18 protein-coding genes are annotated in these 23,743 nt (G+C 63.6%); 8 read left to right on the top strand and 10 right to left on the bottom strand.

The window, feature by feature from the left end; genetic code table 11:
* The first annotated feature begins 179 nt into the window (after positions 1-179).
* Positions 180-1,706 carry an oxygen-independent coproporphyrinogen III oxidase gene (gene hemN / locus A9762_RS02995; RefSeq protein ID WP_083253579.1) on the top strand — a complete coding sequence of 509 codons (1,527 nt, stop codon included), beginning with the start codon at positions 180-182 and terminating at the stop codon, positions 1,704-1,706.
* A 225-nt stretch (positions 1,707-1,931) separates the two neighbouring features.
* Here hemN and A9762_RS02990 read toward each other — a convergent pair whose 3' ends face one another.
* Both A9762_RS02990 and A9762_RS02985 read right to left on the bottom strand, forming a co-directional pair.
* Positions 1,932-2,129 carry a YbdD/YjiX family protein gene (locus A9762_RS02990; RefSeq protein ID WP_069340563.1) on the bottom strand — a complete coding sequence of 66 codons (198 nt, stop codon included), beginning with the start codon at positions 2,127-2,129 and terminating at the stop codon, positions 1,932-1,934.
* Positions 2,130-2,156: 27 nt separating this feature from the next.
* Positions 2,157-4,223, bottom strand: a complete 2,067-nt coding sequence (locus A9762_RS02985) for a carbon starvation CstA family protein (protein ID WP_069340562.1) — start codon at positions 4,221-4,223, stop codon at positions 2,157-2,159.
* A 342-nt stretch (positions 4,224-4,565) separates the two neighbouring features.
* On the opposite strand from A9762_RS02985, the gene A9762_RS02980 reads away from it, so the two are divergent.
* Positions 4,566-5,951, top strand: coding sequence for a cache domain-containing protein (locus tag A9762_RS02980; RefSeq protein ID WP_069340561.1), 1,386 nt, complete (start codon positions 4,566-4,568; stop codon positions 5,949-5,951).
* Positions 5,948-6,580 (top strand): response regulator transcription factor, encoded by a 633-nt coding sequence (locus A9762_RS02975; protein WP_069340560.1) that lies wholly within the window; start codon positions 5,948-5,950, stop codon positions 6,578-6,580. The genes A9762_RS02980 and A9762_RS02975 overlap by 4 nt, the downstream gene beginning before the upstream one ends.
* Before the next feature lie 17 nt (positions 6,581-6,597).
* On the opposite strand, the gene A9762_RS02970 is transcribed toward A9762_RS02975, so the two are convergent.
* From A9762_RS02970 to A9762_RS02960, 3 genes are all read right to left on the bottom strand, one after another.
* Complete coding sequence (locus A9762_RS02970) at positions 6,598-7,017, bottom strand: type II toxin-antitoxin system VapC family toxin (protein WP_069340559.1); 420 nt, start codon at positions 7,015-7,017, stop codon at positions 6,598-6,600.
* Between the two features lie 24 nt (positions 7,018-7,041).
* Entirely contained in the window at positions 7,042-7,248 is a 207-nt protein-coding gene (locus A9762_RS02965) for a hypothetical protein (protein WP_069340558.1), read from the bottom strand.
* 234 nt (positions 7,249-7,482) lie between these two features.
* Entirely contained in the window at positions 7,483-9,369 is a 1,887-nt protein-coding gene (locus A9762_RS02960) for a phosphoenolpyruvate carboxykinase (GTP) (protein ID WP_240493427.1), read from the bottom strand.
* Between the two features lie 625 nt (positions 9,370-9,994).
* On the opposite strand from A9762_RS02960, the gene A9762_RS02955 reads away from it, so the two are divergent.
* A complete protein-coding gene (locus tag A9762_RS02955) occupies positions 9,995-11,005 on the top strand; it encodes a D-2-hydroxyacid dehydrogenase family protein (protein ID WP_069340557.1) in 1,011 nt (336 codons plus the stop codon).
* A gap of 154 nt (positions 11,006-11,159) precedes the next feature.
* Here A9762_RS02955 and A9762_RS02950 read toward each other — a convergent pair whose 3' ends face one another.
* The 3 genes from A9762_RS02950 to A9762_RS02940 all read right to left on the bottom strand — a co-directional run bounded on the left by A9762_RS02950 (position 11,160) and on the right by A9762_RS02940 (position 13,252).
* Positions 11,160-12,008 carry a patatin-like phospholipase family protein gene (locus A9762_RS02950; protein ID WP_069340556.1) on the bottom strand — a complete coding sequence of 283 codons (849 nt, stop codon included), beginning with the start codon at positions 12,006-12,008 and terminating at the stop codon, positions 11,160-11,162.
* A 56-nt stretch (positions 12,009-12,064) separates the two neighbouring features.
* Positions 12,065-12,466, bottom strand: coding sequence for a PaaI family thioesterase (locus A9762_RS02945; protein WP_069340555.1), 402 nt, complete (start codon positions 12,464-12,466; stop codon positions 12,065-12,067).
* A gap of 198 nt (positions 12,467-12,664) precedes the next feature.
* Positions 12,665-13,252, bottom strand: coding sequence for a hypothetical protein (locus A9762_RS02940; protein ID WP_069340554.1), 588 nt, complete (start codon positions 13,250-13,252; stop codon positions 12,665-12,667).
* A 366-nt stretch (positions 13,253-13,618) separates the two neighbouring features.
* Between A9762_RS02940 and A9762_RS02935 the strand changes: the two genes are divergently transcribed.
* Together A9762_RS02935 and A9762_RS02930 are read left to right on the top strand one after the other, a co-directional pair.
* Entirely contained in the window at positions 13,619-14,026 is a 408-nt protein-coding gene (locus A9762_RS02935; RefSeq protein ID WP_069340553.1) for a DoxX family protein, read from the top strand.
* Between the two features lie 268 nt (positions 14,027-14,294).
* A complete protein-coding gene (locus A9762_RS02930) occupies positions 14,295-14,864 on the top strand; it encodes a periplasmic heavy metal sensor (RefSeq protein WP_069340552.1) in 570 nt (189 codons plus the stop codon).
* Between the two features lie 84 nt (positions 14,865-14,948).
* Here A9762_RS02930 and A9762_RS02925 read toward each other — a convergent pair whose 3' ends face one another.
* A complete protein-coding gene (locus A9762_RS02925) occupies positions 14,949-15,635 on the bottom strand; it encodes a Fe2+-dependent dioxygenase (RefSeq protein ID WP_069340551.1) in 687 nt (228 codons plus the stop codon).
* Between the two features lie 53 nt (positions 15,636-15,688).
* Positions 15,689-17,935, bottom strand: a complete 2,247-nt coding sequence (locus A9762_RS02920) for a TonB-dependent siderophore receptor (protein ID WP_069340550.1) — start codon at positions 17,933-17,935, stop codon at positions 15,689-15,691.
* Between the two features lie 551 nt (positions 17,936-18,486).
* Between A9762_RS02920 and A9762_RS02915 the strand changes: the two genes are divergently transcribed.
* Both A9762_RS02915 and A9762_RS02910 read left to right on the top strand, forming a co-directional pair.
* The gene (locus A9762_RS02915) at positions 18,487-19,590 is read left to right on the top strand and encodes an aliphatic sulfonate ABC transporter substrate-binding protein (RefSeq protein WP_083253578.1); all 1,104 of its coding nucleotides are present in this window, start codon (positions 18,487-18,489) and stop codon (positions 19,588-19,590) included.
* Positions 19,591-19,883: 293 nt separating this feature from the next.
* Positions 19,884-23,642, top strand: coding sequence for an AAA family ATPase (locus A9762_RS02910; RefSeq protein ID WP_069340549.1), 3,759 nt, complete (start codon positions 19,884-19,886; stop codon positions 23,640-23,642).
* Positions 23,643-23,743 lie beyond the last annotated feature (101 nt).

Raw genomic sequence — 23,743 nt, 5'->3', positions numbered from 1 at the left:
CCGCACGCGCACGACGACGCGCAAACGCCCTTCCGATGCATCGTTTTACGCACCGTTGCATCGAATTGCACTTCGCTCGCGCGCAAGCCAAGCCGCCAGCCGGGTGTTTGACGCAGGTCACGGCGCGCCGTTCGGTGCACAGATAGAGTCGAATATCACCGACTGTTACAGGCCTCGTCATGCATTCCATCCCCATTTTGTCGACGCCTTGCGCCAACGCGCCCGACGATCCGCAGGCCGGCAAACCCTGTCCCGGCTGTACCTCCCACGGGTCCGGCAAGACGAAACACGCGCATGGCACGTCGACCTGTCAGTCGCGTGGCGCCTCGCCCGCGCCGATTCAGTTCGATGCCCGTCTGCTTGGCCGTTACGACGTCAACGGCCCCCGCTACACGTCCTACCCCACCGCTCTCCAGTTCCGCGACGACTTCGGCGCCAGCGATTACGCCCGCGCCGCCGCCCAGTCCAAACGCACCGGCAAACCGATTTCGCTCTACCTGCATGTGCCGTTCTGCGACACGGTGTGCTTCTACTGCGCGTGCACCAAGATCGTCACGAGCAATCGCGCCCATGCCGATGCCTACGTGGCGCGTCTGCACACGGAGATCGCCAGACAGGCATCGTTGCTCGGTGCCGGCCGCACGCTGGCACAGATGCATTGGGGCGGCGGCACCCCCACTTTCCTCTCGCTGGAACAAATCGCGTCGCTCGTCGACGCCATCGACCGTCAGTTCGTGATGGTGCATGACGACAGCGCCGAGTACTCGATCGAGATCGATCCGCGTAGCGCGGGTCCCGCGTCGATCCGTGCGCTGCGTGCGCTCGGGTTCAACCGGTTGTCCATCGGCGTGCAGGACTTCGATCCCCACGTTCAGGAAGCCATTCACCGTGTGCAGCCTCGTGCACTGGTCGAGGCCACACTGGAGGCCGCACGTGAGTGCGGCTTCAAATCCGTCAACTTCGATCTGATTTACGGATTACCGCATCAGACGACGGCATCGTTCTCGAACACGCTAGACGCGGTGATCGAGATGGCGCCGGAGCGGCTGTCGGTGTTCAGTTACGCCCACCTGCCCCAGCAATTCAAGATGCAGCGATGCCTGCCCGATTCGTTGCCCGACGGGCCGCAAAAACTCGCGCTGCTGCAAACGATCATCGCCCGGCTGACCGATGCGGGTTATGTCTACATCGGCATGGATCACTTCGCCCGCCCCGACGACGAACTTGCGCTCGCCCAGGCGGCCGGCACGTTGCATCGCAACTTCCAGGGGTACAGCACGCGGGCCGATTGCGATCTCGTCGGCGTCGGCATGTCGGCCATCGGCCGCATCGGCGACAGCTACGCGCAGAACGCAAAGACCTTGAAGGCGTATTACGAAGCGATCGACGCGGGCGCGCTTGCCATCGCACGCGGCGTGCAGCTCGACGAAGACGATCACATCCGTCGCGATGTCATCTCGCGCCTCATGTGTCACATGTCGCTCGACTTCAGCGCCGTCGAGCAAGCGCATGGCATCGATTTCGTGTCGTACTTTGCAGACGAACTCGGCGAGCTGGTGGATCTGGCAGACGATGGTCTTGTCGCCGTCGACCCGCAAGGGCTGCGCGTGCTGCCGGCCGGTCGCCTGCTGGTACGCGTGGTGGCGCAAGTGTTCGACCGCTACCGTCGCAGTGCCGCCAACGCACGATGCGCGAAAGTGATGTGATGCCAGCGGACGGCTCGTGATGCGACATCCACCGCGTTGAAATGACGTCGCAAAAGCAAAACGCCCGATGGGATCTCCATCAGGCGTTTTTTTATCGGCGACGTGATCGAAGGGTGATCGATCATGCCGCCGAATCGGGTACATCGGACAGATCAGACGATTTGGCCGATCCAGATGATTCGGACGAACCGCGCGAACCCGGCACCGCCGGGCCCACGCTCGCGATCAACAGCAGCGGCCACCGTTCTTGCCACCGTAGCGCGCTTCCTGCCGTTCACGAAAGAACGCTTCATAGCTCATGACCGGCTGATCCGGATGCGTGGCCTCCATGTGCGCCACGTACGTCTCGTAGTCGGGCAGACCGACCATCAATCGCATGGCCTGCCCCAGATACCGTCCGACTTTGCCGACTTCTTCGAGCATGACCTCTCCTGTACAAGAACGTCGACGTCAGACCTGACGGCCTGCCGGCATCGGCTCGAACGGTGTTTCCTTGGCCGTCGGATTGTTGGCACGGCGTGCGAGCAGAATCGTGCGCAAACCGAACACCGCCACGGCCACCACGACAAACATGAACACACCTGCGAGCGTAGCGTCGACATAGTCGTTGAACACGATCTGCTTCATCTGCGCCACCGACTTGGCCGGTGCGAGCAGCTTGCCGTCGGCCAGCGCCGTCTGGTACTTCGCTGCGTGGGCGAGGAAGCCGACCTTCGGATCCGGGTCGAACATCTTTTGCCATCCCGCCGTGAGCGTACAGGCGAGCAGCCAGAGCGTCGGCAGGACCGTGACCCAGGCGAAGCGTTCGCGCTTGAGCTTGAACAGCACGCACGTCGCCAGAATCAGCGCGATGGCTGCCAGCATCTGGTTGGAGATACCGAACAGCGGCCACAACGTGTTGATGCCGCCCAGCGGGTCGACCACGCCCTGATACAGGAAGTAGCCCCACGCCGCCACGCACAGCGCGGTGGCGATCAGGTTGGCGGGCAGCGACTCCGTGCGCTTGAGCGACGGCACAAACGTACCGAGCAGGTCTTGCAGCATGAAGCGGCCGGCGCGTGTGCCTGCGTCGACTGCCGTCAGAATGAACAGTGCTTCGAACAGAATCGCGAAGTGATACCAGAAGGCCATCATCGCTTCACCGCCCACCACCTGATGGAGGATGTGCGCCATGCCGACGGCCAGCGTCGGTGCCCCACCGGCACGCGAAATGATCGTGTTCTCGCCGACGGCTTGCGCGGTTGCGGTCAGCACGTCCGGCGTGATCGAGAATCCCCAGCCCGAGACGACTTGCGCCACCGCTTCCGGCGTTGTGCCGATCACGGCCGCCGGACTGTTCATCGCGAAGTAGACACCCGGATCGATCACCGATGCCGCCACCAGCGCCATGATCGCCACGAACGATTCCATCAACATGCCGCCGTAACCGATGAAGCGCGCGTTGACTTCGTTATCGAGCAGCTTGGGCGTGGTGCCCGACGAGATCAGCGCATGGAAGCCGGACACGGCGCCGCACGCGATCGTGATGAAGAGGAAGGGGAACAGCTTGCCTGACCAGACCGGACCGCTGCCGTCGACGAACTGCGTGAGCGCAGGCATCTTCAGTTCAGGGGCGACGACCAGAATGCCGATCGCGAGCGCCAGAATCGTGCCGATCTTCAGGAACGTCGACAGATAGTCGCGCGGGGCGAGCAGCAGCCACACCGGCAGCACCGACGCCACGAAGCCGTAGCCGATCAGCATCCACGTGAGTTGCTTGCCGTCGAACGTGAACAGCGGGGCGAGCGCGGCGCTGTCGTGCACGCTCTGACCGAAGTAGATCGCGGCCATGAGCATCACGAAGCCGATGATGGACACTTCGCCGATGCGGCCCGGACGAATGAAGCGCGTATAGACACCCATGAACAGCGCGATGGGGATCGTCAGCCCGACGGTGAACGTGCCCCACGGCGAGCCGGTCAGCGCCTTGACCACGATCAGCGCCAGCACGGCAAGAATGATGATCATGATGAGGAACGCGCCGAACAGCGCGATCACGCCGGGGATCATGCCGAGTTCGGCCTTCACGAGGTCGCCCAGCGAGCGGCCGTCGCGACGCGTGGAGATGAACAGCACCATGAAGTCCTGCACGGCGCCGGCAAACACCACGCCCGCGAGAATCCACAGCATGCCGGGCAGATACCCCATCTGTGCGGCCAGTACCGGCCCCACGAGCGGCCCTGCGCCGGCAATCGCGGCGAAGTGGTGACCGAACAGCACGTAGCGGTTAGTCGGCACGTAGTCCAGACCGTCGTTGTGACGCCATGCCGGCGTCATGCGCGTGCCGTCGAGTTGTGCCACACGGGTGGCGATGAACTTGCTGTAGAAGCGATACGCGATCAGATACACGCAGATGGCTGCGATCACGATCCAGAGTGCGCTGACGGTTTCGCCGCGCGATAGAGCCACCGTGCCGAGCGCGCACGCGCCGACGACGGCCACCGCTGCCCAGGGCAGTTGTTGCCAGATGCGATTCATTGTCTCTCCTCGGAACTGCCCGCATTGGTGTGCAGGGCAGCAATCCCGGGACCGCGCCGTTTTGGCACGATTCCGCCTCTTGGTGTGACGCCGTGTGGGCGTCGTGGACCCGTTGTGAGTCCATGCCGAAACGCGACGCGCTACATCGGCTCGCTGTGCATCTCCCTCTTCGGGGTGTGATGGCAGCCAGCCCCGGCCACGATTCGGCGTGTAGTATTGGCGTTTGCCCGTCGTGCCACAAGCGCGAAACTACGCAGGAACGCTACGTGCTATTACGTAACATCATGTCGCGTCAGCCCGCTGAAACCTGCGTAATGCGGCATTGCAAGCTCAACGAATGCCATGAATCTCCGACAGAAATTTTTCGTCCTGTCGCTCCTACCCGTCGCGCTGGCCATGGTCGCCATCGCGCTGGCCGTGCGACACCAGGGTAACGAGCTCTCACGCGCGCAGCACGACGCCGTGCAGACCACATCGCTGGCCAACAAGCGGGCCGAGCTGCTGCATTACGTCGGCCTCGCGCGCAACGCCATCGAGCCGCTCTACGACGGCCCCGACACGCCCGCGGCGCGCGAAGCTGCGCTCGCCACGCTCGCGCGCATGGAGTTCGGCAAGGACGGCTACTTCTTCGTCTACGACCTCGAAGGCCGCAGCCTCATGCATCCGCGTCAGCCGGAACTGGTCGGCCACAATCTCTGGTCGCTCAAGGACGAGTCGGGTGCCCCCACGATTCAGCGTCTGATCGCCGCCGCGCGCGCCGGGGGCGGCTACGTGCAGTACGCATGGGAGAAGCCTTCCCGTCAGCAAATGACGCCCAAGCTCGGCTACGTCATCGCCCTGCCGCGCTGGAACTGGATGATCGGCACAGGGATTTACCTTGACGACGTGGAGGCCACGCTGCGCGAATCGGACGACCGCGCGCAAGCGAACATCGACCGCACGCTGATCTGGATCACGCTCATCGCATCGTCGTGTCTCGCCATCGTCGGCCTGTGCGGACTCGTCGTGAACATCACCGAACTCAAGACGGCCGACGCGAAGCTGCGTCAGCTTGCGCGCCAGGTGGTCGAATCGCAGGAACTCGAACGCGCACGCATCTCGCGAGAACTGCACGACGGCATCAGCCAGTTGCTCGTCTCGGTCAAGCTGCTGCTCGAATCCGCGTCGATGCGTCTGCCCGGCTCTCCCGCGGCGGCGAGCACCACGCTCGGTGTCGCCATCGAACGGCTGAACGGCACGCTCGGTGAGGTCCGTCGCATCTCGCAGGCGCTGCGTCCGGCAATGCTCGACGACCTGGGTCTCGCCGCCGCCATCGATCAACTCGCGCGTGAGTTCGGCTCACACGCGGGGCTGCCCGTCGAGATGAACGTCGAGGGTGAAGCGCTTGCGCTCGACGACAACATCAAGACGATGCTCTATCGCATCGCGCAGGAAGCGTTGACCAATATCGAGCGCCACGCGCACGCTTCACGAGTCTCGATTCTGCTCATCTTCAAGCCCGACGGCATTCATTTATCGATCGCCGACGACGGACGCGGCTTCGACGTCACCGACGTACATCACGACCCGCGTCACGGCATCGGCTTGCGCAATATGCGCGAACGTCTCGACGCCGTGGGCGGTGCACTCGGCATCCAGTCGTGGCCCGGCCTCACAACCATCAGTGCGTGGGTTCCACTCACGCCCGCCGCTATGAAAGCGGCACTTCGCGCAACCTCCCGCAAATGACGCCAACCCATCCCATCCGCCTCCTGCTGATCGACGACCATCCGCTCGTGCGCGACGGGCTGCGTGCCCGATTCGACGCCTCGCCCAATTTGCAGGTCGTCGGCGAAGCGGGCAACGCGCAGGAAGCCCTCACGCGCGCCAAGACGTCGTCCCCCGATCTCGCGCTGATGGACATCAGCATGCGCGGCACGAACGGCATCGAGTTGACGGCGCAGTTTCGCGATCAGTTTCCGCACATCGCGGTGCTGATTCTGTCGATGCACGACAACGCGGAATATGTGCGCCAGGCCGTACGCGCCGGGGCACGTGGTTACGTGCTCAAGGACGCCCCCGCTCACGAAATCGTGACGGCCATCGAGCGTGTCGCCCGTGGCGAGGCGTACTACAGCGCGGCGATCGCTGCGCGCGTCGTGCAGGCATCGACGTCACACGCGCCCATCGATTCGCTCACCCCGCGCGAGCGAGAGATCCTCACGCGCATCGCGCACGGTCTCGCGAACAAGCAAATCGCACTGGAGATGGATTTGTCCGTGCGCACGGTCGAAACCCATCGACTCAACATCAAGCGCAAACTCGGTATCGAAGGGCAAGCGGAATTGATCAAGTTCGCAGTGGAGAACCGGCTGTAAACGTCTCGTGCGTGAAGCTACTGCTGGAAGGGGTTGTACACCTCGACGCCAGTGCCGGAAAAATCTTTCACGTTGCGGGTGACGACGATGAGTTGATAAACCAAGGCGGTGGCAGCGATCAGTTTGTCGACAGGGTGTTCCTGATGCGGTACTCGCATACGCCCCCATACATTGGCGACGATCTTATCGATATCGAGAATTCGGCCGTCAAAATTATGCTTTACCGATTCAATCCAGTTCTCCATCAGCGCAGCCTGATGAACGTCGTTTCGGTACCGCAACTTGCATGCCCCGCGCCTCAACTCGCCCAGCGTCAGTACCGAGAGATATCGCTGCGATCCACTAGCGCCGGTCTGTCGCATGAACCGTTGAACACCAACGTCAGCGCCGGCGGACTTGCGATACTCGCTCACGATATTGGTGTCGAGCAGATACATCACCCACCTCAGTCTCGTCCAATGTCAATTGACCCGCTCGAAATCGCTATCGAGTCCCACGTTCGGTATCGCCAGCAACGCGTCTTCAAACGACCGGTATCCCGGCTTTCGGGCCACGTTACCCAGAATCGCCAGCACTTCTTCCTCGGGCGTTCGACCGTACATCGCCGCCCGCGACCGGATCGAGCGCATCAATGGCTCGTCAATCCCTTCGATCAACATCGTGTGCATTCATCACCTCCCTTTGCGCATAACCGAAAATCGTCGTCCGAAACACACACTCAAACGACGAGAGAAATGCTAGCACCGGAGGACTATCGAAAACCGGTCGGCGCCACTGTCGGTGCGCCTTTCGGAAGGTTCACAAGGCAATAAAAAATCCCGCCGGTGTTGCCCCCGGCGGGATCGTCTTGCGAGCCGTCAATGGCGTGCGAGTGGCGCGCCATCAACGCAACATCTCACGACTCACGACTTCAGTCGACGCTCGATGTCAGCCTTCGTATCGAGCAGCGCTTGCGGCAAATGATGCTTGAGCGTATCGAACAGCTCAGCGTGAAGCTTCAGCTCCTCGTGCCACGCCGCATCGTCCATCGACGTCACGTCGTCGAACTGTGCTGCGGTGAACGACAACCCGTTCCAGTTCAGATCTTCATAACGCGGCGTGATGCCGAACGCGTTCTCGACACCCTGCGCCGTGCCGTCGATACGGCCCAGCATCCACGCGAGCACGCGCATGTTCTCGCCGAAGCCCGGCCAGACGAACTTGCCGTCCGCGCCCTTTCGGAACCAGTTCACGCAGTAGATCTTCGGCAACGTCGCGCCCGTCTTGTCGAGATGCGCGCCCGTGTCGAGCCAGTGCTGGAAGTAGTCGGCCATGTTGTAGCCGCAGAACGGCAACATCGCGAACGGATCGCGACGCACCACGCCCTGCTGACCGGCAGCAGCGGCCGTCGTCTCCGAGCCCATCGTCGCCGCCATGTACACGCCTTCGGTCCAGTCACGCGCTTCAGTCACCAGCGGCACCGTCGTCGAGCGGCGACCACCGAAGATGAAGGCATCGATCGCCACGCCAGCCGGGTTTTCCCAGTCGGCATCGATCGACGGACACTGCGATGCCGGCGCCGTGAAACGCGAGTTCGGATGCGCCGCCTTGCGACCGGTCTCCTTCGCACTCTCCGGCGTCCAGTCCTTGCCCTGCCAGTCGATCAGGTGCGCCGGCGGCGTGTCCGTCAGGCCTTCCCACCAGACGTCGCCGTCGTCCGTCAGCGCGACGTTCGTGAAGATGACGTTCTCGCCAAGCGTCGCCAGCGCGTTCGGATTCGTCTTCTGGCTCGTGCCCGGGGCCACGCCGAAGAAGCCGGCCTCCGGATTGATCGCGTACAGACGCCCGTCCTTGCCCGGCTTGATCCACGCGATGTCGTCGCCGATGGTCTCGACCTTCCAGCCTTCGAAGCCCTTCGGCGGGATCAGCATCGCGAAATTGGTCTTGCCGCACGCCGACGGGAACGCCGCCGCTACGTGATACTTCTTGCCTTCGGGCGAGGTCACGCCAAGGATCAGCATATGCTCAGCGAGCCAGCCTTCATCGCGGCCCATCTTCGATGCGATACGCAGCGCGAAGCACTTCTTGCCCAGCAGCGCGTTACCGCCGTAACCCGACCCGTAACTCCAGATCTCGCGCGTCTCGGGGAAGTGGACGATGTACTTCGTGTTGTTGCACGGCCAGGCCACATCCTTCTCACCCGCGGCGAGCGGCTTGCCGACGGTATGCACGCACGGCACGAACTCGCCGTCGTCGCCCAGCACGTCGTACACGGCGCGGCCCATGCGCGTCATGATGCGCATGTTCACCGCGACGTAAGGCGTGTCGGACAGCTCCACGCCGATGTGCGCGATCGGCGAGCCGAGCGGACCCATCGAGAACGGCACGACGTACATCGTGCGGCCCTGCATGCAGCCCTGGAAAAGACCGTCGAGCGTGGTACGCATTTCGCGCGGATCGATCCAGTGATTGGTCGGGCCGGCGTCTTCACGCTTCTCGCTGCAAATGAACGTACGGTCTTCCACGCGCGCCACGTCCGACGGGTCGGACAACGCGAGGAACGAATTGGGGCGCTTGGCGGGGTTGAGCCGCTTCATGGTGCCGGCGGCCACCATCTGCTCACACAGACGGTCGTATTCCTCCTGTGAACCATCGCACCAGACCACGCGCTCGGGCTGCGTGATCGCCGCGATATGCGAGACCCAGTCGATCAGCTTGCGATGACGCACCCAGGCGGGCAGATCACGCGTAGCAACATTGGACGAGGAGGAGGCGTTGAGCGCATTAGCGCTCACACTGGCTTGCGTCATGGGGGTTGTCTCCATGCAGAGTCGGGAAATCGAAGTGGACGTTCAGGCGCCGGTGGGTGCGAACACCGGCCGTCCTTTTTTGAGAGCACCATGCGGGCACCGCGCGTTGCCGGGCAGCCGATCCGGTTGGGGATACCGGACGGGCTTCACTGCCCCGGCACACATCGTCGGCATATCGCGCTTGCGCGCACGCCGACTCGGGCCGCCAGAGATACGGAACGTGGTGCAAGCCATACACGTCCGGAACATCGGAAGACGCGCACGGCGACACGCACGAAACATACGAGGAGGCAGGGGGCAACACGCGCAACGATACGTGCGCATCAGGCGTCTCGCTCACCGGTTCCGACTTGCTTTTGCGGGGTGGGTTCGATTTTTCGCCATTGTGTTTAGGCGGTTTCGCCATGGTTGCCAGGACACCTGCCATACTATGCAAAACGAGGCGTCAGCATACCACCGCATAAATTGCGCCGGTGCTGCGTCGCAACAAGGCTGGCGCAGGGCTCGTCCCGGCTGGAGCCGCCCACGTCAAGAACAAGTAGGCCTGTCCATCGGGACAGGCTCCGACGATTGTTCCGTCTGCGCAGAACGCCGTCGTTCTGCGCAGAATCGATTACGTTTTGCCATGAAAATTGCCATTCTCGACGACTATCAGGATGCCGTTCGCAAGCTCGATTGCTTCTCTCTATTGGCCGGTCATGACGTCAAGGTCTTCAACAACACGGTGAAGGGCGTCGGGCAGCTCGCCGCCCGGGTCGGCGAAGCCGAAGTGCTCGTTTTGATCCGTGAACGCACCGCCATCACGGCACAACTCATCGACAAGCTGCCCCGCCTGCGTGTCATCAGCCAGACCGGGCGTGCGGGCAATCACATCGACATCGACGCCTGCACCGCACGCGGCGTGGCCGTGCTCGAAGGTGTCGGCTCCCCTATCGCACCGGCAGAACTCACCTGGGCGCTCATCATGGCCGCCCAGCGTCGCATTCCGCAGTACGTCTCCAGCCTCAAGCACGGCGCATGGCAGCAGTCGGGACTGAAGTCGTCGAGCATGCCGCCGAACTTCGGGCTCGGTCAGGTGCTGCGCGGTCAAACGCTCGGCCTCTGGGGCTACGGCAAGATCGGCCGACTCGTCGCCGGTTATGGCAAGGCGTTCGGCATGGAAGTAATGGTGTGGGGTCGTGAAGGCTCGCGCGAGGCCGCTGCCGCCGACGGCCTGCGCGTGGCGAACAGCAAGGAAGAACTCTTCACGCAAAGCGACGTGCTCTCGCTTCACCTGCGTCTGAATGACGAGACGCGTCATCTCGTCAAACTCGAAGACTTGTTGCAGATGAAACCGACCGCGCTGTTCGTGAACACGAGCCGAGCGGAACTGGTGGAGGAAAACGCGCTGATTACCGCGCTGAACCGGGCGCGTCCGGGCATGGCGGCCATCGACGTCTTCGAAAGCGAACCCATTCTGCAAGGCAACCCGCTGCTGCGTCTGGAGAACTGTGTCTGCACGCCGCACATCGGGTATGTGGAGCGCGAAAGCTACGAACTGTACTTCCGCGTGGCGTTCGAGAACATCGTCAACTTCCTGAACGGCGACCGCTCACACGTGGCGAACCCCGCCGCACTGCTCGGCTTCGGGCGCTGAGTTTGGCGCACTGAGTCTGGCTCACTGAATTTGGCTCACTAAGTCAGACTCATCGAGTCTGGCCTGCCGGATCCAGCCACCGCGTCCCGGCGCTCTGCGTGCAATGCCCGGCACGCGACCGACGATGACGCGGTGACGCGGTGACGCGACAACGTTATCGCATCGTCTCCAGATGCCGCAGGAACGTCTCGCCATCCTTGCGTCCCAACGCGAACGCCGGCCCCATCATCTCGGGCCGCGTGTAATCCCAACTGGAAATCGGCACGGGCTCGGACGGCTGCACATACAGCCGGTCCTGCCCGCCGTGGTGCTGCGTGAAAATCTGCGGACGCGGATAGCGTCGCGTGACTAGCACCAACACTTGCCCCGGCGTCGCATCCAGGGCATCGACGGGCACGTTGTCGACCATGCCGCCGTCGAGCACCGCGCGTCCCTCGCGTCGCAAGATCGGGGTGAACGGCGGGGTGCAGGACGATTGCAGCATCAGATCGGCAAGCTCCGCCGTCGTCCGGCAGTCCTGCGCCCGCACGAATTCGGGACGAAACCCGAGACTGCGTGCGAGCGTCGGATGCAGCGTGCGACGCCAATGTTTATCGATGTTGTAAGCGACCAGTCCGGCCGCCGTCGCCGTGCGAGGTCCGAGCCAGCGCGGGATGTGCGACACGCCCACCCGAATCTCGGGACCCGCGGCAAGTTTGTCCAGTTGACCGTCGTAGATGTCGAGCAGCGCCTGCCGGTAGATACGGTAATGCGGAAACACCCGCTCACGGCGCAGCAGATTGCCCCAGTAAGCATTCTTCCGGTTGTTCGCGAGCGCCTGACGGTAGTAATCCATCACCCAGTCCGAGGCCCGCATGTGCAGCATGCAGGCCGTGGCCGCGCCGGCTGAAATGCCCGTGATGACACGGGGACGCAGTGGCACGTCGCGCGCCACCCGCTCCCAGAATCCTGCCTGCCACCAGCAGCGATTCCCGCCGCCGGCAAATACGATCTGATCGAACACCTGGTCCCCCGATGCTGGCTAGCCGCGTCACCCGGCGATGGATGGCTAATGCGTGCTCAGAGCAACGCGTAGGTCGTGGTCGCGTGCACGGCCATCTTGCCCTGCGCATCGAAAATCTCGATCTCGCCGAACACCAGATTCTTGCCGCGACGCAGAATTCGCGCGATCACGCGCAGATCGCCGTCCGTCACGGGTCGCATGAACTGCGTGTTGAGCGTGACGGTCGTCATCGGCTGGAAGCCGCCGAGCGCGGCGGACAACGCCACCACCATCGCGGTGTCGGCCACGGCCATGAACGTCTGCCCGCAGATCACCCCGCCACCGTGCTTGAATGCCGCGTCGAACGGCAGCCGCAACTCACTTTCCTCCGGCCCGACCGCCTCGATCTGCAAATTCAACTGCCGCACCCATGGCGAGACGAGTTCTTCGAGCATCTTCTGTGCTTGCACCAGCTCCATCCTGATCCATCCTCCATCGTCCTGACGTTATCGTTGCCCGTTGCAGCAAGCGCCGAACACCCGCACATGTTTTGCGGGACATGTCTGCGGTACTTCGAACGCGCCGCGTCGTGACGCCGATGATAGCCGCAAAACAACAGCGCCACCCGCTCGGCGGGTGGCGCTGGGGACTACGAAGGGATGGTCAATACCGAACGCTTAGCCGTTGGTCTTGTCCTGATGAATGCGCTGGCTCTGCTTGTTCTCACGATGCTGAACCCCGGCCTGCTCGCCCGCGCCCACGTGTCCGTTCTTCGCTGCGTTAGCCTCGGCTGCGTCGACATGGGCTTGCCCTTTCTCGAGACTGCCGACCTGCTTGTTGTTCAACGTGCCGGCGGCCTGACCTTGCGCGATACGCTTTTCCTGATTCACGTTGCGCTGTACATCGGACTGCAAACGCTCGGACGACTTCGACGTCGGGTTCGCCACGCGATCGTTGTGCTTGAGCTGTTCGATCTTCGCGCTTTCCTTGTTCTGCGCGTTGGCGATGCGGGCCTTCTGCGCCGCGGTGTCGCCGGTCTTGTCGGCGTGCGCCTGCATCTTGTCAATCTTCGCTTCGCCCTTCTCCAGGCTCGACGCTTCCTTGGTAGTCAACTGACCGCTCTTCAGACCGTTCTCGATGCGCTGCTGCTGATTGATGTCGCGCGACGTTTCGGTCGCAGTGCTCTGTGCGAACGCCTGCGAAGCGAACACACCACCGAAGGCCAGGGTCACAGCGCTCAGGATCAGAGTTTTACGGACGTTCATGATGGAATCCTTATATCTTTTGGCGTTTAAGCGGTGTCGGAAATTCGACGGGGACTGGGCCTGCTGGCGGGATTGCCGGCGAATTTGCTGCGTCCTTATGCGGATTAACGAAGCCGGCGAGCCGTCCGCCGACAGCCGTCGTGTAACGCGGCAGTCCGAAAAGTAACGGCTTGTAATCGGGCCGGGATGGGCCTCCGGCGCTATGTCCATGAAATCATTGGGGCACCCGCAGACAGCGCCGTAACGATTTGATACAGTGGTGCCCATTTGGCCGGCACGCCCTGTCCGTCTGGACGGATAAGCGCGCCACTTTAGAACCTGTCAGCCCCCTTACGCGAACACGCGAGTCAAGAAGGAGCCTTCACCATGCAGAGCACCAGAGACGATCTCGGCAAACTGATCCTGCGTCTTACCCTCGGTATCCTGCTGCTGTTTCACGGCGTCAGCAAAGTCATCAACGGTGTGGGCTTTATCGAGGGCATGATCACGTCGCACGGTCTGCCGTCGTTTCTCGCCTACGGTGCCTATCTGGGTGAAGTGCTCGCACCGGTTCTGCTGATTCTCGGCGTGCTCACCCGTCTGGGCGGCCTGCTCGTCGTGGGCAACATGCTCGTCGCCTTCTCGCTGGTTCACCTGAGCCAACTGGGCGATCTGTCGAAGACCGGCGGCTGGGCGCTGGAATTGCAGGGCTTCTATCTGTTCATGGGCCTGTGCGTGATCCTGTTCGGCGCGGGTCGCTACAGCGTGTCGGGCGGACGCGGCGCGTGGGACTGATCCACCCCGCCCTGCCCGCCTTCTCTGCCCTGAAAGGCACTGAGAGGAACCGGGGGAACTGATCGTCGTACGCCGTGTCGTGCGATTGTCATGCGGCCCGCTACGCGTCGGAAATGGACGCAAGGCGGGCCGAGTCGTTTCCGAATGTTGCGAACGCGGGCGCTGGTAACGTGGGGTAATACAGCCGTTGCACTTTGCAACTTGTTAGGCTGGCTGATGACTTACTCTGAAACTGCCAATTCCGGCAGTATCAAAAGGAGTGAACACCATGCGCAAACTGAAGATCGCCGCCGCGTCGGCCATCGTTGCCGCCACCGCGATGTTCGGCGTCGCCCATGCCGCAGACGCCCCTGCGCCGGCCACCGGACCGCACGCTGCCATGCACCACATGCGCGGCGACCACGGCCCCTGGGGGCTGGGTAACATCAGCAAACTGCACGATCAACTGAAGCTCAACGCCCAGCAGGAACAGGCGTGGCAACAGGCCGTTGCGACCTCGAAGCAGAATCGCGACGCCATGCGTAAGAACGGCGAGCAATTCCGTCAGATGATCGCGCAGACGAAGGATCAGCAGGTGCTGGATCTGGCCGGCATGCGTGCCGCGCGCGAGAAGGTATTCGATCAGAACCGCCAGCTTCGCAGCCAGACCGAAGATGCATGGCTGAATGTCTATAACGGCCTGAACAACGATCAGAAGACGATCGTCAGCAATGCCATCAAAGCGCGCTGGGCCAAGATGAAGGCGTGGCACGACAAGGCAATGCAGCATCGTGGCCAGATGCACAAGGGTGCACCGGCGCCGACCCCGGCACCGGCCCCTGCCGGCCAGGCACAATAAGCGCGAGGCCAGCGCCGCCGGGCACGCCTGCCCGGCATGTTGTGGAACGCCCGTCCCCTTCACCGGGGGCGGGCGTTTTTTCGTTCAGGTCTCGCTCCAGACCCGCAGCAGGTTGTGATAACAGCCAACGAGCGTGCGACGCGCCATCTCGTCCGCACCGGTCGAATTCAACCGCTGGATCGCATTGTCCATGTCGAAGAGCAGCGTGCGCTGCGTGTCGTCGCGCACCAGACTCTGCACCCAGAAGAAACAGCCGACACGCACACCACGCGTGATCGGATTGACGCGATGCAGACTCGTCGCCGGATACAGCACCATGTCGCCCGCCGCCAGCTTGACCTGATGCGCACCGTACTGATCCTCGATGACGAGCTCGCCGCCGTCGTACTCCTCGGCAGACGCAAGAAACAGCGTCGCCGAGATGTCCGTGCGAATGCGCATGCCGCTGCCCGGTTGCAGACGAATCGCGCCGTCCACATGATTGCCGAAGTGCATGCCTTCGCCGTAGCGGTTGAACATCGGCGCGTAGACCTTGTTCGGCAGCGCAGCGCTGATGAACAACGGATTACGCTCCAGTGCGCCAAGAATCACGTCGCCCAACTCGCGGGCGACGGCCGAGCGTTCATCGATCTGCTGGTTCTGCTTGACGGGCGCGCCCTGATAACCCGCCGTGGCCAGCCCGTCGACCCAGGCGTCGCCCGCGTTGTCGAGTTTCGTGCGAACCCATCGCACCTGATCGACGGAGAGAACGTTGGGTATGCGCAGCAGCATCGGCGGGTGTCCTTCGAGAGCGGAAGCCGTATCGGAAACGACGTCAGAAGCAATCAGAAACGATAAGTGCCCGTGAGCAACGCCGTACGTCCGATCCCCGGCGTGGCACGGCCACCGTCCGACTGAATCAGCCCGTCCCAATACGTCTTGTTGAAGACGTTGAGCAGGTTGAAACGAATGTCGTACTTGGGCTGATGATACGCCACCGTGGCGTCCCAGCGGGTGTAGCCGCCGACCCGAATCAGGTTCGTGTTCGCCGCGTAACGCATCGACATGTAGTTCATGCCGCCGCCCACTTCCCAATGCCCCAGCGTGTACGTCGACCACAGCGTCAGCGAGTGACGCGGGGTGTTGGCGAGCACATTGCCCTGCGTGCCGTCGTTCGCCTGAACGACCTGCGAATTCAGGAACATGTAGCCGCCCATCACCTGCCAGTTCGACGTGATATGGCCCGTGGCGCTCACTTCCGCGCCACGAATGCGCACCTTGCCCGCGTTCGTGAATTCACCCGAGGTACCGGTCTGCGTGCGCGCGTTGTTCTTCGTCACCTGGAACAGCGCAGTGTTGATCGAGAGGTTGTCGTCGAACAGATTCCACTTGCTGCCGACCTCGAACGACTCGTTCGTCTCCGGCGGCAACGCCTGCGTATTGTTCGTGACGGTCAGCGCTTCGAGCGACGGGTCGAACGACGTGCCGTACGAGAAGTAGTACGACTGCGCCTCGCTCGGCTGATAGATCAGGCCAGTACGAACGCTCGTGTAGCTGACGGTCTGCGTCGAGTAACCCGGCGCACTGATGGTGTTCGACAACTGCGCCTTGTAACGATCCCAGCGCAGCCCGCCCACGACCTTCCAGTGCTTGTTGAGCTCAAGCGTGTCGTTCGCGTAGAACGCGACCGTCTCGGCCGACCCCTGCGCGAGGTTGCCGGTGGACGTCGTCACATTCGGCAGGCTCGACAAGTACGCCGTGCTGTTGGCAGGAATCCAGCCGAGGAAACCGGACGCCTGACCGGCGCCGGTGCGCAGGTACGTCTGGTTCTCGTACGTGTCGCGACCGAGTTCCGCCCCGGCGATCAGCGTGTGCTTGAACGGCCCGGTATCGAACTTCTTCACGATGTCGGTCTGGTTGAACAGCGCGGTGTCGGTGATCTGACGATCATGACTTTGCAACTGCACGAACAACTGATCGAGCGAGTACGACGGAATGCCTGCAGTGGGCCCTACCGGGAGCGCCGTGAAGCCGCCCTTGCCGTTGGAAATGCCGACCGCGTGCGACGACGTTTCGATGGCGTCGATCACATAGCGGCTGTATTGCGTCTGGTTGGTGATCGTCAGGCTGTCGTCGACCCGGTGCTTGATCTTCGCCGAGACACTCAACACGTCCTGCACCGTGCGGTCGGTCGTCAGGCCGTAGAACTGGTTCTTCGAGACAGGCAGCGGGTTGCCGTTGTAGCCGACGATGCCGTAGTCCGGCATGTCGCGGTTATGTTCGATCAGCGCGGAGAGCGTGATTTCCGTGGGGGTACCGATACCGAGCTTGAGCGTCGGTGCGACGCCCCAGTCCTGGTTGTACATGACGTCGCGCGTGGTGTGAATGTCCTGCGCGAAGCCGTTGATACGGAAGGCGGCGGTATCCGAGAGCGGACGGTTGAAGTCGAACGAGCCGCGATAACGGTCATTGGTACCGATGGTGCCGGAGACTTCGTTGAGCGGCTTGAGGTTGGCCTGCTTGCTCACCTGATTGATCACGCCGCCGGTCGAGCCGCGGCCGAAGAGCATCGACGACGGACCTTCGAGCACTTCGATCGAGTCGAGATAGAACGTATCGCGATAGTACTGACCGCGATCGCGGAAGCCGTCGAGATAGATGTCGGTACGCGCCGAGAAGCCCCGCAGGTTGATGTTGTTGCCGATCTGACCGCCCTCTGCGCCGCCGAGCGTGATGGCCGGCGAGTTGCGCAACGCGTCGGAGAACGACGTGGCGCCCTGTGCCTGCATCACCGCCTTGTCGATGACCGTCACCGATTGCGGAATGTCGCGAATCGCCGTGGGCACCTTGCCGCCAACGCTCGATATGTCGCGTTGATACTCCTCGCGAATCGAGGCTCCCGAGACGTCAGTCTGCGGCAACGCGGCGGCCGGTGCGGCAGGCGCAGCGGCGGAACCCGCAGATTTGGCATCCGGCGTTGCGGCAGCATTGGGCGCGGTGCTCTGCGCCATCGCGGGTGAGGCATAGGTAACGGCGAGCGGCGCGGCGAAGAGCGCCATCATCGCCAGAGCCAGCGGCTTGCGTTGCATCATGATGTTCAGGTGCGTCCTAACGGAATGAGCGGAAATGCATAGGGAACAATCTGGGGCGCGAATATAAATAAGAATGATTTTCATTACAAGACACCTGTACGACGGTAACCCTATGAATTCTCAAGACATTTTGTAATACGTCGTAACACATCAGCACCCAAATGGTGCGTATGTGAGGTAAGGCGATGAAAGCATTCGAATTGTTTTGTCGACACCGAATCGCTATTTCCCGGCTTCGGCATCTCGAAGTACGGGTTTTCCCTAAGGGCGCGGACGCAACGGCCGGGGAACTTTCGGCCATTCAGGCGATTTTTAGCGACACGCGTCGGTTTCGACTGTCGATATCAAGGGGTTGCGGGCATTGGGAGAGGCGCCAATCGTGAGATGGCCGAGACGGGTCAATCGGGCGCGTGACACGGCAAAACGAATATCCATATGACGGCCACCTCGCTATGCAAAGTCGGATCGCTTATTGGCGCCGGGACGGGACATCGCGATACAAGGCGAGTTCTTCCGAATCCTTCGGCCATCGTCGTCACCTCGCTTCGCTCATGACCCGCCAGCCCGACTCCGTTTCCGCTTCCTTCACGTCTGCTCAGTCACCGTCCACTGCTGTCGCCGGTGATGCCGATGACACCAATCCGCAACACGTCTCCCGCCGCCGCTTTCTCCGGCGCACGGGCACGGCCGTGCTCGCGGGGGGCGCACTTCACTCGCTCGGCGCGCTGGGCATTGCCGGCGCCCTGACCCACAGCCGCGAAGCCCGCGCGGCAGGCGCACCGCTCACCCTGCGCATCGGCTATCAGAAGTCGTCGACGCTGACCGTGCTCGCCAAGACACGCGGCACGCTGGCGCAGGCGCTCGCCCCGCTGGGTGTCACGCTCACGTGGCACGAATTCACGAGCGGACTGCCGCTGCTCGAAGCCCTCAATGTGGGCAGCATCGACTTCTCGGCAGACGTCGCCGACACGGTGCCGGTGTTCGCACAGGCCGCCGGCGCGCGCATCGCCTACGTCGCGCGCGAAACACCGTCGCCGGACGCCGAGGCGATTCTGGTGCCGCAGAATTCACCCATCAAAACGCTCTCGGAGCTCAAAGGCAAACGCATCGCCGTGACGAAGGGTGCGGGTGTGCACTATCTGCTCATCGCGGCCTTGCAAAGTGTTGGTCTGCGAATCAACGACGTGCAGCCCGCCTATCTCACCCCGGCCGACGGACGCGCCGCCTTCGCGAGCGGCAACGTCGACGCCTGGGTCACGTGGGATCCGTTCGTGGCCAGCGTGGAGCGTCAGGACAAAGTGCGCACGCTGACCACCGCACGCGGCCTCGCGGGCTATCAACGCTACTACCTCGCCACGCCTGCCTTCGCGCGCGACCATGACGTCGTGCTGCGCGAGGTCTATCGCGTGTTGCGCGAGACGGGTCAGTGGGTACGCACCAACCCACGCGAAGCGGCGGCACAACTCGCACCGGTGTGGGGCCTGGACGCCGCCACCGTCGAAGCCGCCAACAAGCGACGCAGCTACGACGTGCAGCCGGTGGTGCGCGACGCCATCGCCGAACAGCAGCGCATCGCCGACGTCTTCACGCAGGCGGGGTTGTTGCCCAAACGCGTCGACGCGGCCGATGCAACCATCTGGCAAGCCCCGGCCTGATCGTCACGCCATTTTTCCCTGCGGGTAATCACGGATGATTTTTGAAGGTATTTCCGACGGATTTCATACTCCTGTTTATACTTCCGTATGTAATACCTAAAGCATTCGGCCGGAGCCCCCCCGGAACGGCCTTGGCGTCTCGCCAGCTTGGTCGCGATCCGGTTCCCGACGGCAGCATCGACTGTCACGCGGGCTTCGGGTGCGTCGATCTGACGCGATGACATCATGAAATTCGCAGCACCGGCGAACGCCCGCGAGGCCCGCCGGTTTTGCTTATTTGCCGTCCAGGGACAATGCAAGCCAACAGATCGCTCTACCTGCTCGGACCGATGCGGGTCGAACAAGGCAAACAGGCCTGCGCCGTGAAGTACACGAAAGCGCGCGGCCTGCTCGCCTATCTCGCCCTGCAACCGGGCTATCACACACGCGGCGCGCTGGCCGACCTGTTCTGGCCCGATGAAGACGGCCAGGGCGGACGCGACAAGCTCAAGCGCATGCTGTTCCATCTGCGCGACACCCTCGGCGACGAACTCTTCGAATCCGACCGTCAGGTCGTGCGTCTGCGCCCCGAGACCGGGCTCTGGATCGACGCCCACGTGTTCGCCAGCATGATCGAGCAGGCCCATCGCACGCTCGATGGCGTCACCGGTCTGGATCTCGCCGCACATCTGCAACATCTGGCCGACGCCGTCGCGCTCTATCAGGGGCCGTTCCTGCATGGGCTGTCCGTGCGCGACACGCCCGATCTCGAACAGTGGATCGAGTTGCAGCGCGACGAATACCAGCGCCGCCGTGTCTTCGGCGAACGCTTGCTGGCCGACGGCTACGCGCGACTCGGCGACCTCGATCAGGCGCTCGCGCATGCGCGTCAGCTCGTGGCACTGGCGCCGTTCGACGAAACCGGCTGGCATTGCCTGCTCGCACTGTTGCTGCGCGCCGGGCGTCGCGACGACGCCGAAACCGAATACCGGCGGCTGTGCGACATCCTCCATGAAGAACTCGGCGAGTTGCCCGGCGAAGCGCTCACGCAATTGCTCGAGACCCCGCCCGCCCGCATCGAACAGCGCGCAACGGGCCCCGAGCGTCGCCAGATCACGGTCGTGGCCATCGAGTTCGCGCCGACCGGCGTCGACGATCCCGATCAGCTCGTGGCGATGATGCGCCCGCCCCTCGTGCAGTGCGAAACGATCCTGCGTCAGTCGTGGGGCTACACCCTGCGCACCCCGACCGGCGGCCTGCTCGGCTACTTCGGCTACCCGACCGCACTGGAAGGCGCGGGACGTCACGCCGTCGAAGCCGCCATGCGTTGCGCGCAGGCGAACACCGTACGCGTGGGCATCGGTGTGGGCGTTCACACCGGACTCGTCATCAGCTCGGCGGCAGACGACAGTCCCGACACCGGCGGACGTGTCTCGCGCTCCGCCACGCAACTCGCCGATATGGCCTTGCCCGGCGAAGTCGTGATCTGCGACGCCACGCAGCGCCTCATCGGCGTTGCCATCGCGACGACGGGGCACGGCAGCGTGCGCGAGCGTCACGGCAATCGCGAAATTCCGGTGTTCCGCGTCAATCCCGATCCCACGCCCGAGCGTCGTTCGCGTCGCCGTGCCGCCATGCTCTTCGGGCGCGACGCCGCCCTCGCCGAACTCGCCGCCGCCCACGCGGCGATGCGCGACGCGAGCACCGGCCACGGCGTGCTCGCCCTCGTGATCGGCGAAGCCGGCATCGGCAAGACAGCGCTGGTGCGTCACTTCGTCGAGGCGCGCGGGTTGCGCTCCATCGATCTCGCATGCGCGCAAGACGGCGCCGGCACCCCGTTCCATCCGATTGCCCGCTGGCTGCGCTCGCAATCGACGGCGGAGGCTTCGCAGCTTCCCCAACCCGCCCTGCTCGCCCATCGTCGTCTGCGCGCCCTGTTCGACATGCATGCCGACGGCAACGTGCCTCACGCATGGAAGCAGGCGGTACTCAACGAAGCGCCGACATTGCTCGCATCGTTGCTGCCGGACGGCGGTGTGATCGTGCTCGACGACGCGCACTGGGCCGATCCGTCCACGCAGGAATTGCTCGCTGCGATGGCCGAGAACGCTCCGGGCGGACGTCTGCTGATCGTGGGCGCGCGCCCCGAATTCGAGTTGCCGTGGCGGCACACCGTCGGCTTGCGGCGCATCGACCTCGCGCCGCTCGACCCGGGCGCCGCCGCGTCCATCGTGCGCGCGGCAACGCCTCGCGTAGCCTTACCCGCCGCCATGCGCGAGCGCATCGTGCATCTGGCCGAAGGCGTGCCGCTGTTCCTTCAGGAGCTGGCGCGGGCCACGGCGGCGCAGCAAGGCGGACGCAATGCCGCGACGGCCATGCCGATGCCCGCGAGCCTTCAGGAACTGATGATGGCGCGCATCGACGCTGCGGGCAGCGCCAAGCCGGTCGCGCACTTCGCGTCCTGCCTCGGTCACGAGTTCCACGCCGAGTTGCTGGCCGCCGCGAGTGGTCGTTCGATGGCGCTCGTGGAGCGCTCGCTCGACACGCTCGTCGCCTGCGCCCTCGTGCAGCGTCAGGATCTCGGGCGTTACGTCTTCCGTCACGCGCTGCTGCACAAGGCCGCTTACGACGCACAACCGCAAGAGCGCCGGCAGGACGCGCACCGTCGTATCGCGCTGGCGATGCGCGACCACGACTCGGTGCAGACCGAACCCGAAGTGCTCGCTTGGCACTTCCGTCAGGCCGACGAACCCGACGCCGCCATCGAACACTATCGTCTCGCAGGCGAGTATGCGACGGGACGTCAGGCGTTTCGCGAAGCCTGCGCCCATTATCAAAGCGCGCTCGATGTGTTGCGTCAGACCGGCACCAGCGCCCAGACCGCACCGCGCGAACTGCAACTGCGCATGGCGATGGGCGTGCCGCTCGTCTCGTTGCACGGCTATGGCTCGGAACCGGCGCGTCACAACTTCGAGACGGCGCTGGCGCTCGCGCAGCCGATGGGCGACGACATCACGCTCTTCCCTGTCTACTGGGGGCTGTGGCTCGGCTCCAGTTCGTGGAGCGACTTCGAGCGCAGCATCGATCTCGCGCGCAAGCTCATCCTCATTGCGGAACAGGCCGGCTCGTCGCCGCTGCTCGCGCACGCCTATTACGCGCTGGGCAACAGCCTGTGCTGTCACGGCGATTTCGGCGGCGCCATCGCCGCGCTGGAGACCGGGCTCGCGCACTATCGTCCCGAGCGGGCGGACACCGGCCTTGGCGAAGACGCGCGCATCACCGGTCTGTCGTTCCTGTCGTGGGCGTACTGGTTCACGGGACGCCACGACGCGTCGCTCGCTGCCAGCGAAGACGCCCTCGCGCTGGGACGTCAGCAAGGCCGCCGCTATTCCTTCGCCTTCGCGCTGGTGTTCGCAGCGATGCTGCGACGTCTGCGTCGTGAAGTCGCGCCGGCCGAAGCGCTGGCGAGCGAAGCGACCGAAGTGGCTTCCGAGACCGGTGTTGCCCTGTGGGCGCTCGCGGGCCAGACGATTCGCGGCTGGGCGATCGCCTCGCGTGGCGACGTGAACGGATTGGAGCGCATCACCGACAGCGTTGGCCGTCTGAGCGAAATCATGGGTGGCGTCGAAGGCATGTTCTTCGGCCTGCTCGTCGAAGCGTGTGCGGGCACGGGCGACATCGCCCTTGGTCTGCATGCCGCGGAGCGCGGTGCACACTTGTCGGCACGTCGTAACGATGGACACTGGCAAGCCGAGTTCCTGCGTCAGAAGGGCGATTTCCTGCGGGCAGGCCATCATCCTGACGATGCCGTGCGTCCGTGGCTCGAACACGCCTTGCAGGTCGCGCGTGCGCAGGCGTCGCCGATGCTCACGCTGCGTGCCGCGCACAGCTTGCTGCGGCTGGGCGGCGTCAATTCACCGGACAGCCTGAGCGACGCCGAATGCATGTCCGTGCTGCGCGACGCTCTCGACGCCCTGCAAGGCGGCGAGACGCTCGCCGACGTTCAGGAAGCCCGCGCCACGCTGGCCGACGTCGCCGCGCGTAACACCCGCACGGCGCGCTACGGCAGCTAGACGCGGCACCCACTGGCTTGCCGGCGAATCGGCAATATCGGCAAGCCAGTGCCTATGCGCCCCCGCCTCAGGCCGCGTGAATAGCCGCTATCAGGCACTTC

Origin of the sequence: Pandoraea sp. ISTKB, from assembly GCF_001721285.1 — a bacterium.
In the GTDB taxonomy this organism is placed as follows: Bacteria; Pseudomonadota; Gammaproteobacteria; order Burkholderiales; family Burkholderiaceae; genus Pandoraea; species Pandoraea capi.
The sequence above is the reverse complement of the archived record's forward strand: the minus strand, read 5'-3'. Positions and strand labels throughout refer to the sequence as shown.

Bases quoted from the DNA above. Each gene is read 5' to 3' on its own strand.
- A9762_RS02985 (WP_069340562.1), bottom strand. From the start codon at position 4,223: ATGAATCGCATCTGGCAACAACTGCCCTGGGCAGCGGTGGCCGTCGTC.
- A9762_RS02915 (WP_083253578.1), top strand. From the start codon at position 18,487: ATGACCCGCCAGCCCGACTCCGTTTCCGCTTCCTTCACGTCTGCTCAG.
- A9762_RS02975 (WP_069340560.1), top strand. From the start codon at position 5,948: ATGACGCCAACCCATCCCATCCGCCTCCTGCTGATCGACGACCATCCG.
- A9762_RS02965 (WP_069340558.1), bottom strand. From the start codon at position 7,248: ATGCACACGATGTTGATCGAAGGGATTGACGAGCCATTGATGCGCTCG.
- A9762_RS02925 (WP_069340551.1), bottom strand. From the start codon at position 15,635: ATGCTGCTGCGCATACCCAACGTTCTCTCCGTCGATCAGGTGCGATGG.
- A9762_RS02920 (WP_069340550.1), bottom strand. From the start codon at position 17,935: ATGATGCAACGCAAGCCGCTGGCTCTGGCGATGATGGCGCTCTTCGCC.
- A9762_RS02945 (WP_069340555.1), bottom strand. From the start codon at position 12,466: ATGGAGCTGGTGCAAGCACAGAAGATGCTCGAAGAACTCGTCTCGCCA.
- A9762_RS02990 (WP_069340563.1), bottom strand. From the start codon at position 2,129: ATGCTCGAAGAAGTCGGCAAAGTCGGACGGTATCTGGGGCAGGCCATG.
- A9762_RS02930 (WP_069340552.1), top strand. From the start codon at position 14,295: ATGCGCAAACTGAAGATCGCCGCCGCGTCGGCCATCGTTGCCGCCACC.
- A9762_RS02970 (WP_069340559.1), bottom strand. From the start codon at position 7,017: ATGTATCTGCTCGACACCAATATCGTGAGCGAGTATCGCAAGTCCGCC.
- A9762_RS02910 (WP_069340549.1), top strand. From the start codon at position 19,884: ATGCAAGCCAACAGATCGCTCTACCTGCTCGGACCGATGCGGGTCGAA.
- A9762_RS02935 (WP_069340553.1), top strand. From the start codon at position 13,619: ATGCAGAGCACCAGAGACGATCTCGGCAAACTGATCCTGCGTCTTACC.
- A9762_RS02980 (WP_069340561.1), top strand. From the start codon at position 4,566: ATGAATCTCCGACAGAAATTTTTCGTCCTGTCGCTCCTACCCGTCGCG.
- hemN (WP_083253579.1), top strand. From the start codon at position 180: ATGCATTCCATCCCCATTTTGTCGACGCCTTGCGCCAACGCGCCCGAC.
- A9762_RS02960 (WP_240493427.1), bottom strand. From the start codon at position 9,369: ATGACGCAAGCCAGTGTGAGCGCTAATGCGCTCAACGCCTCCTCCTCG.
- A9762_RS02955 (WP_069340557.1), top strand. From the start codon at position 9,995: ATGAAAATTGCCATTCTCGACGACTATCAGGATGCCGTTCGCAAGCTC.
- A9762_RS02940 (WP_069340554.1), bottom strand. From the start codon at position 13,252: ATGAACGTCCGTAAAACTCTGATCCTGAGCGCTGTGACCCTGGCCTTC.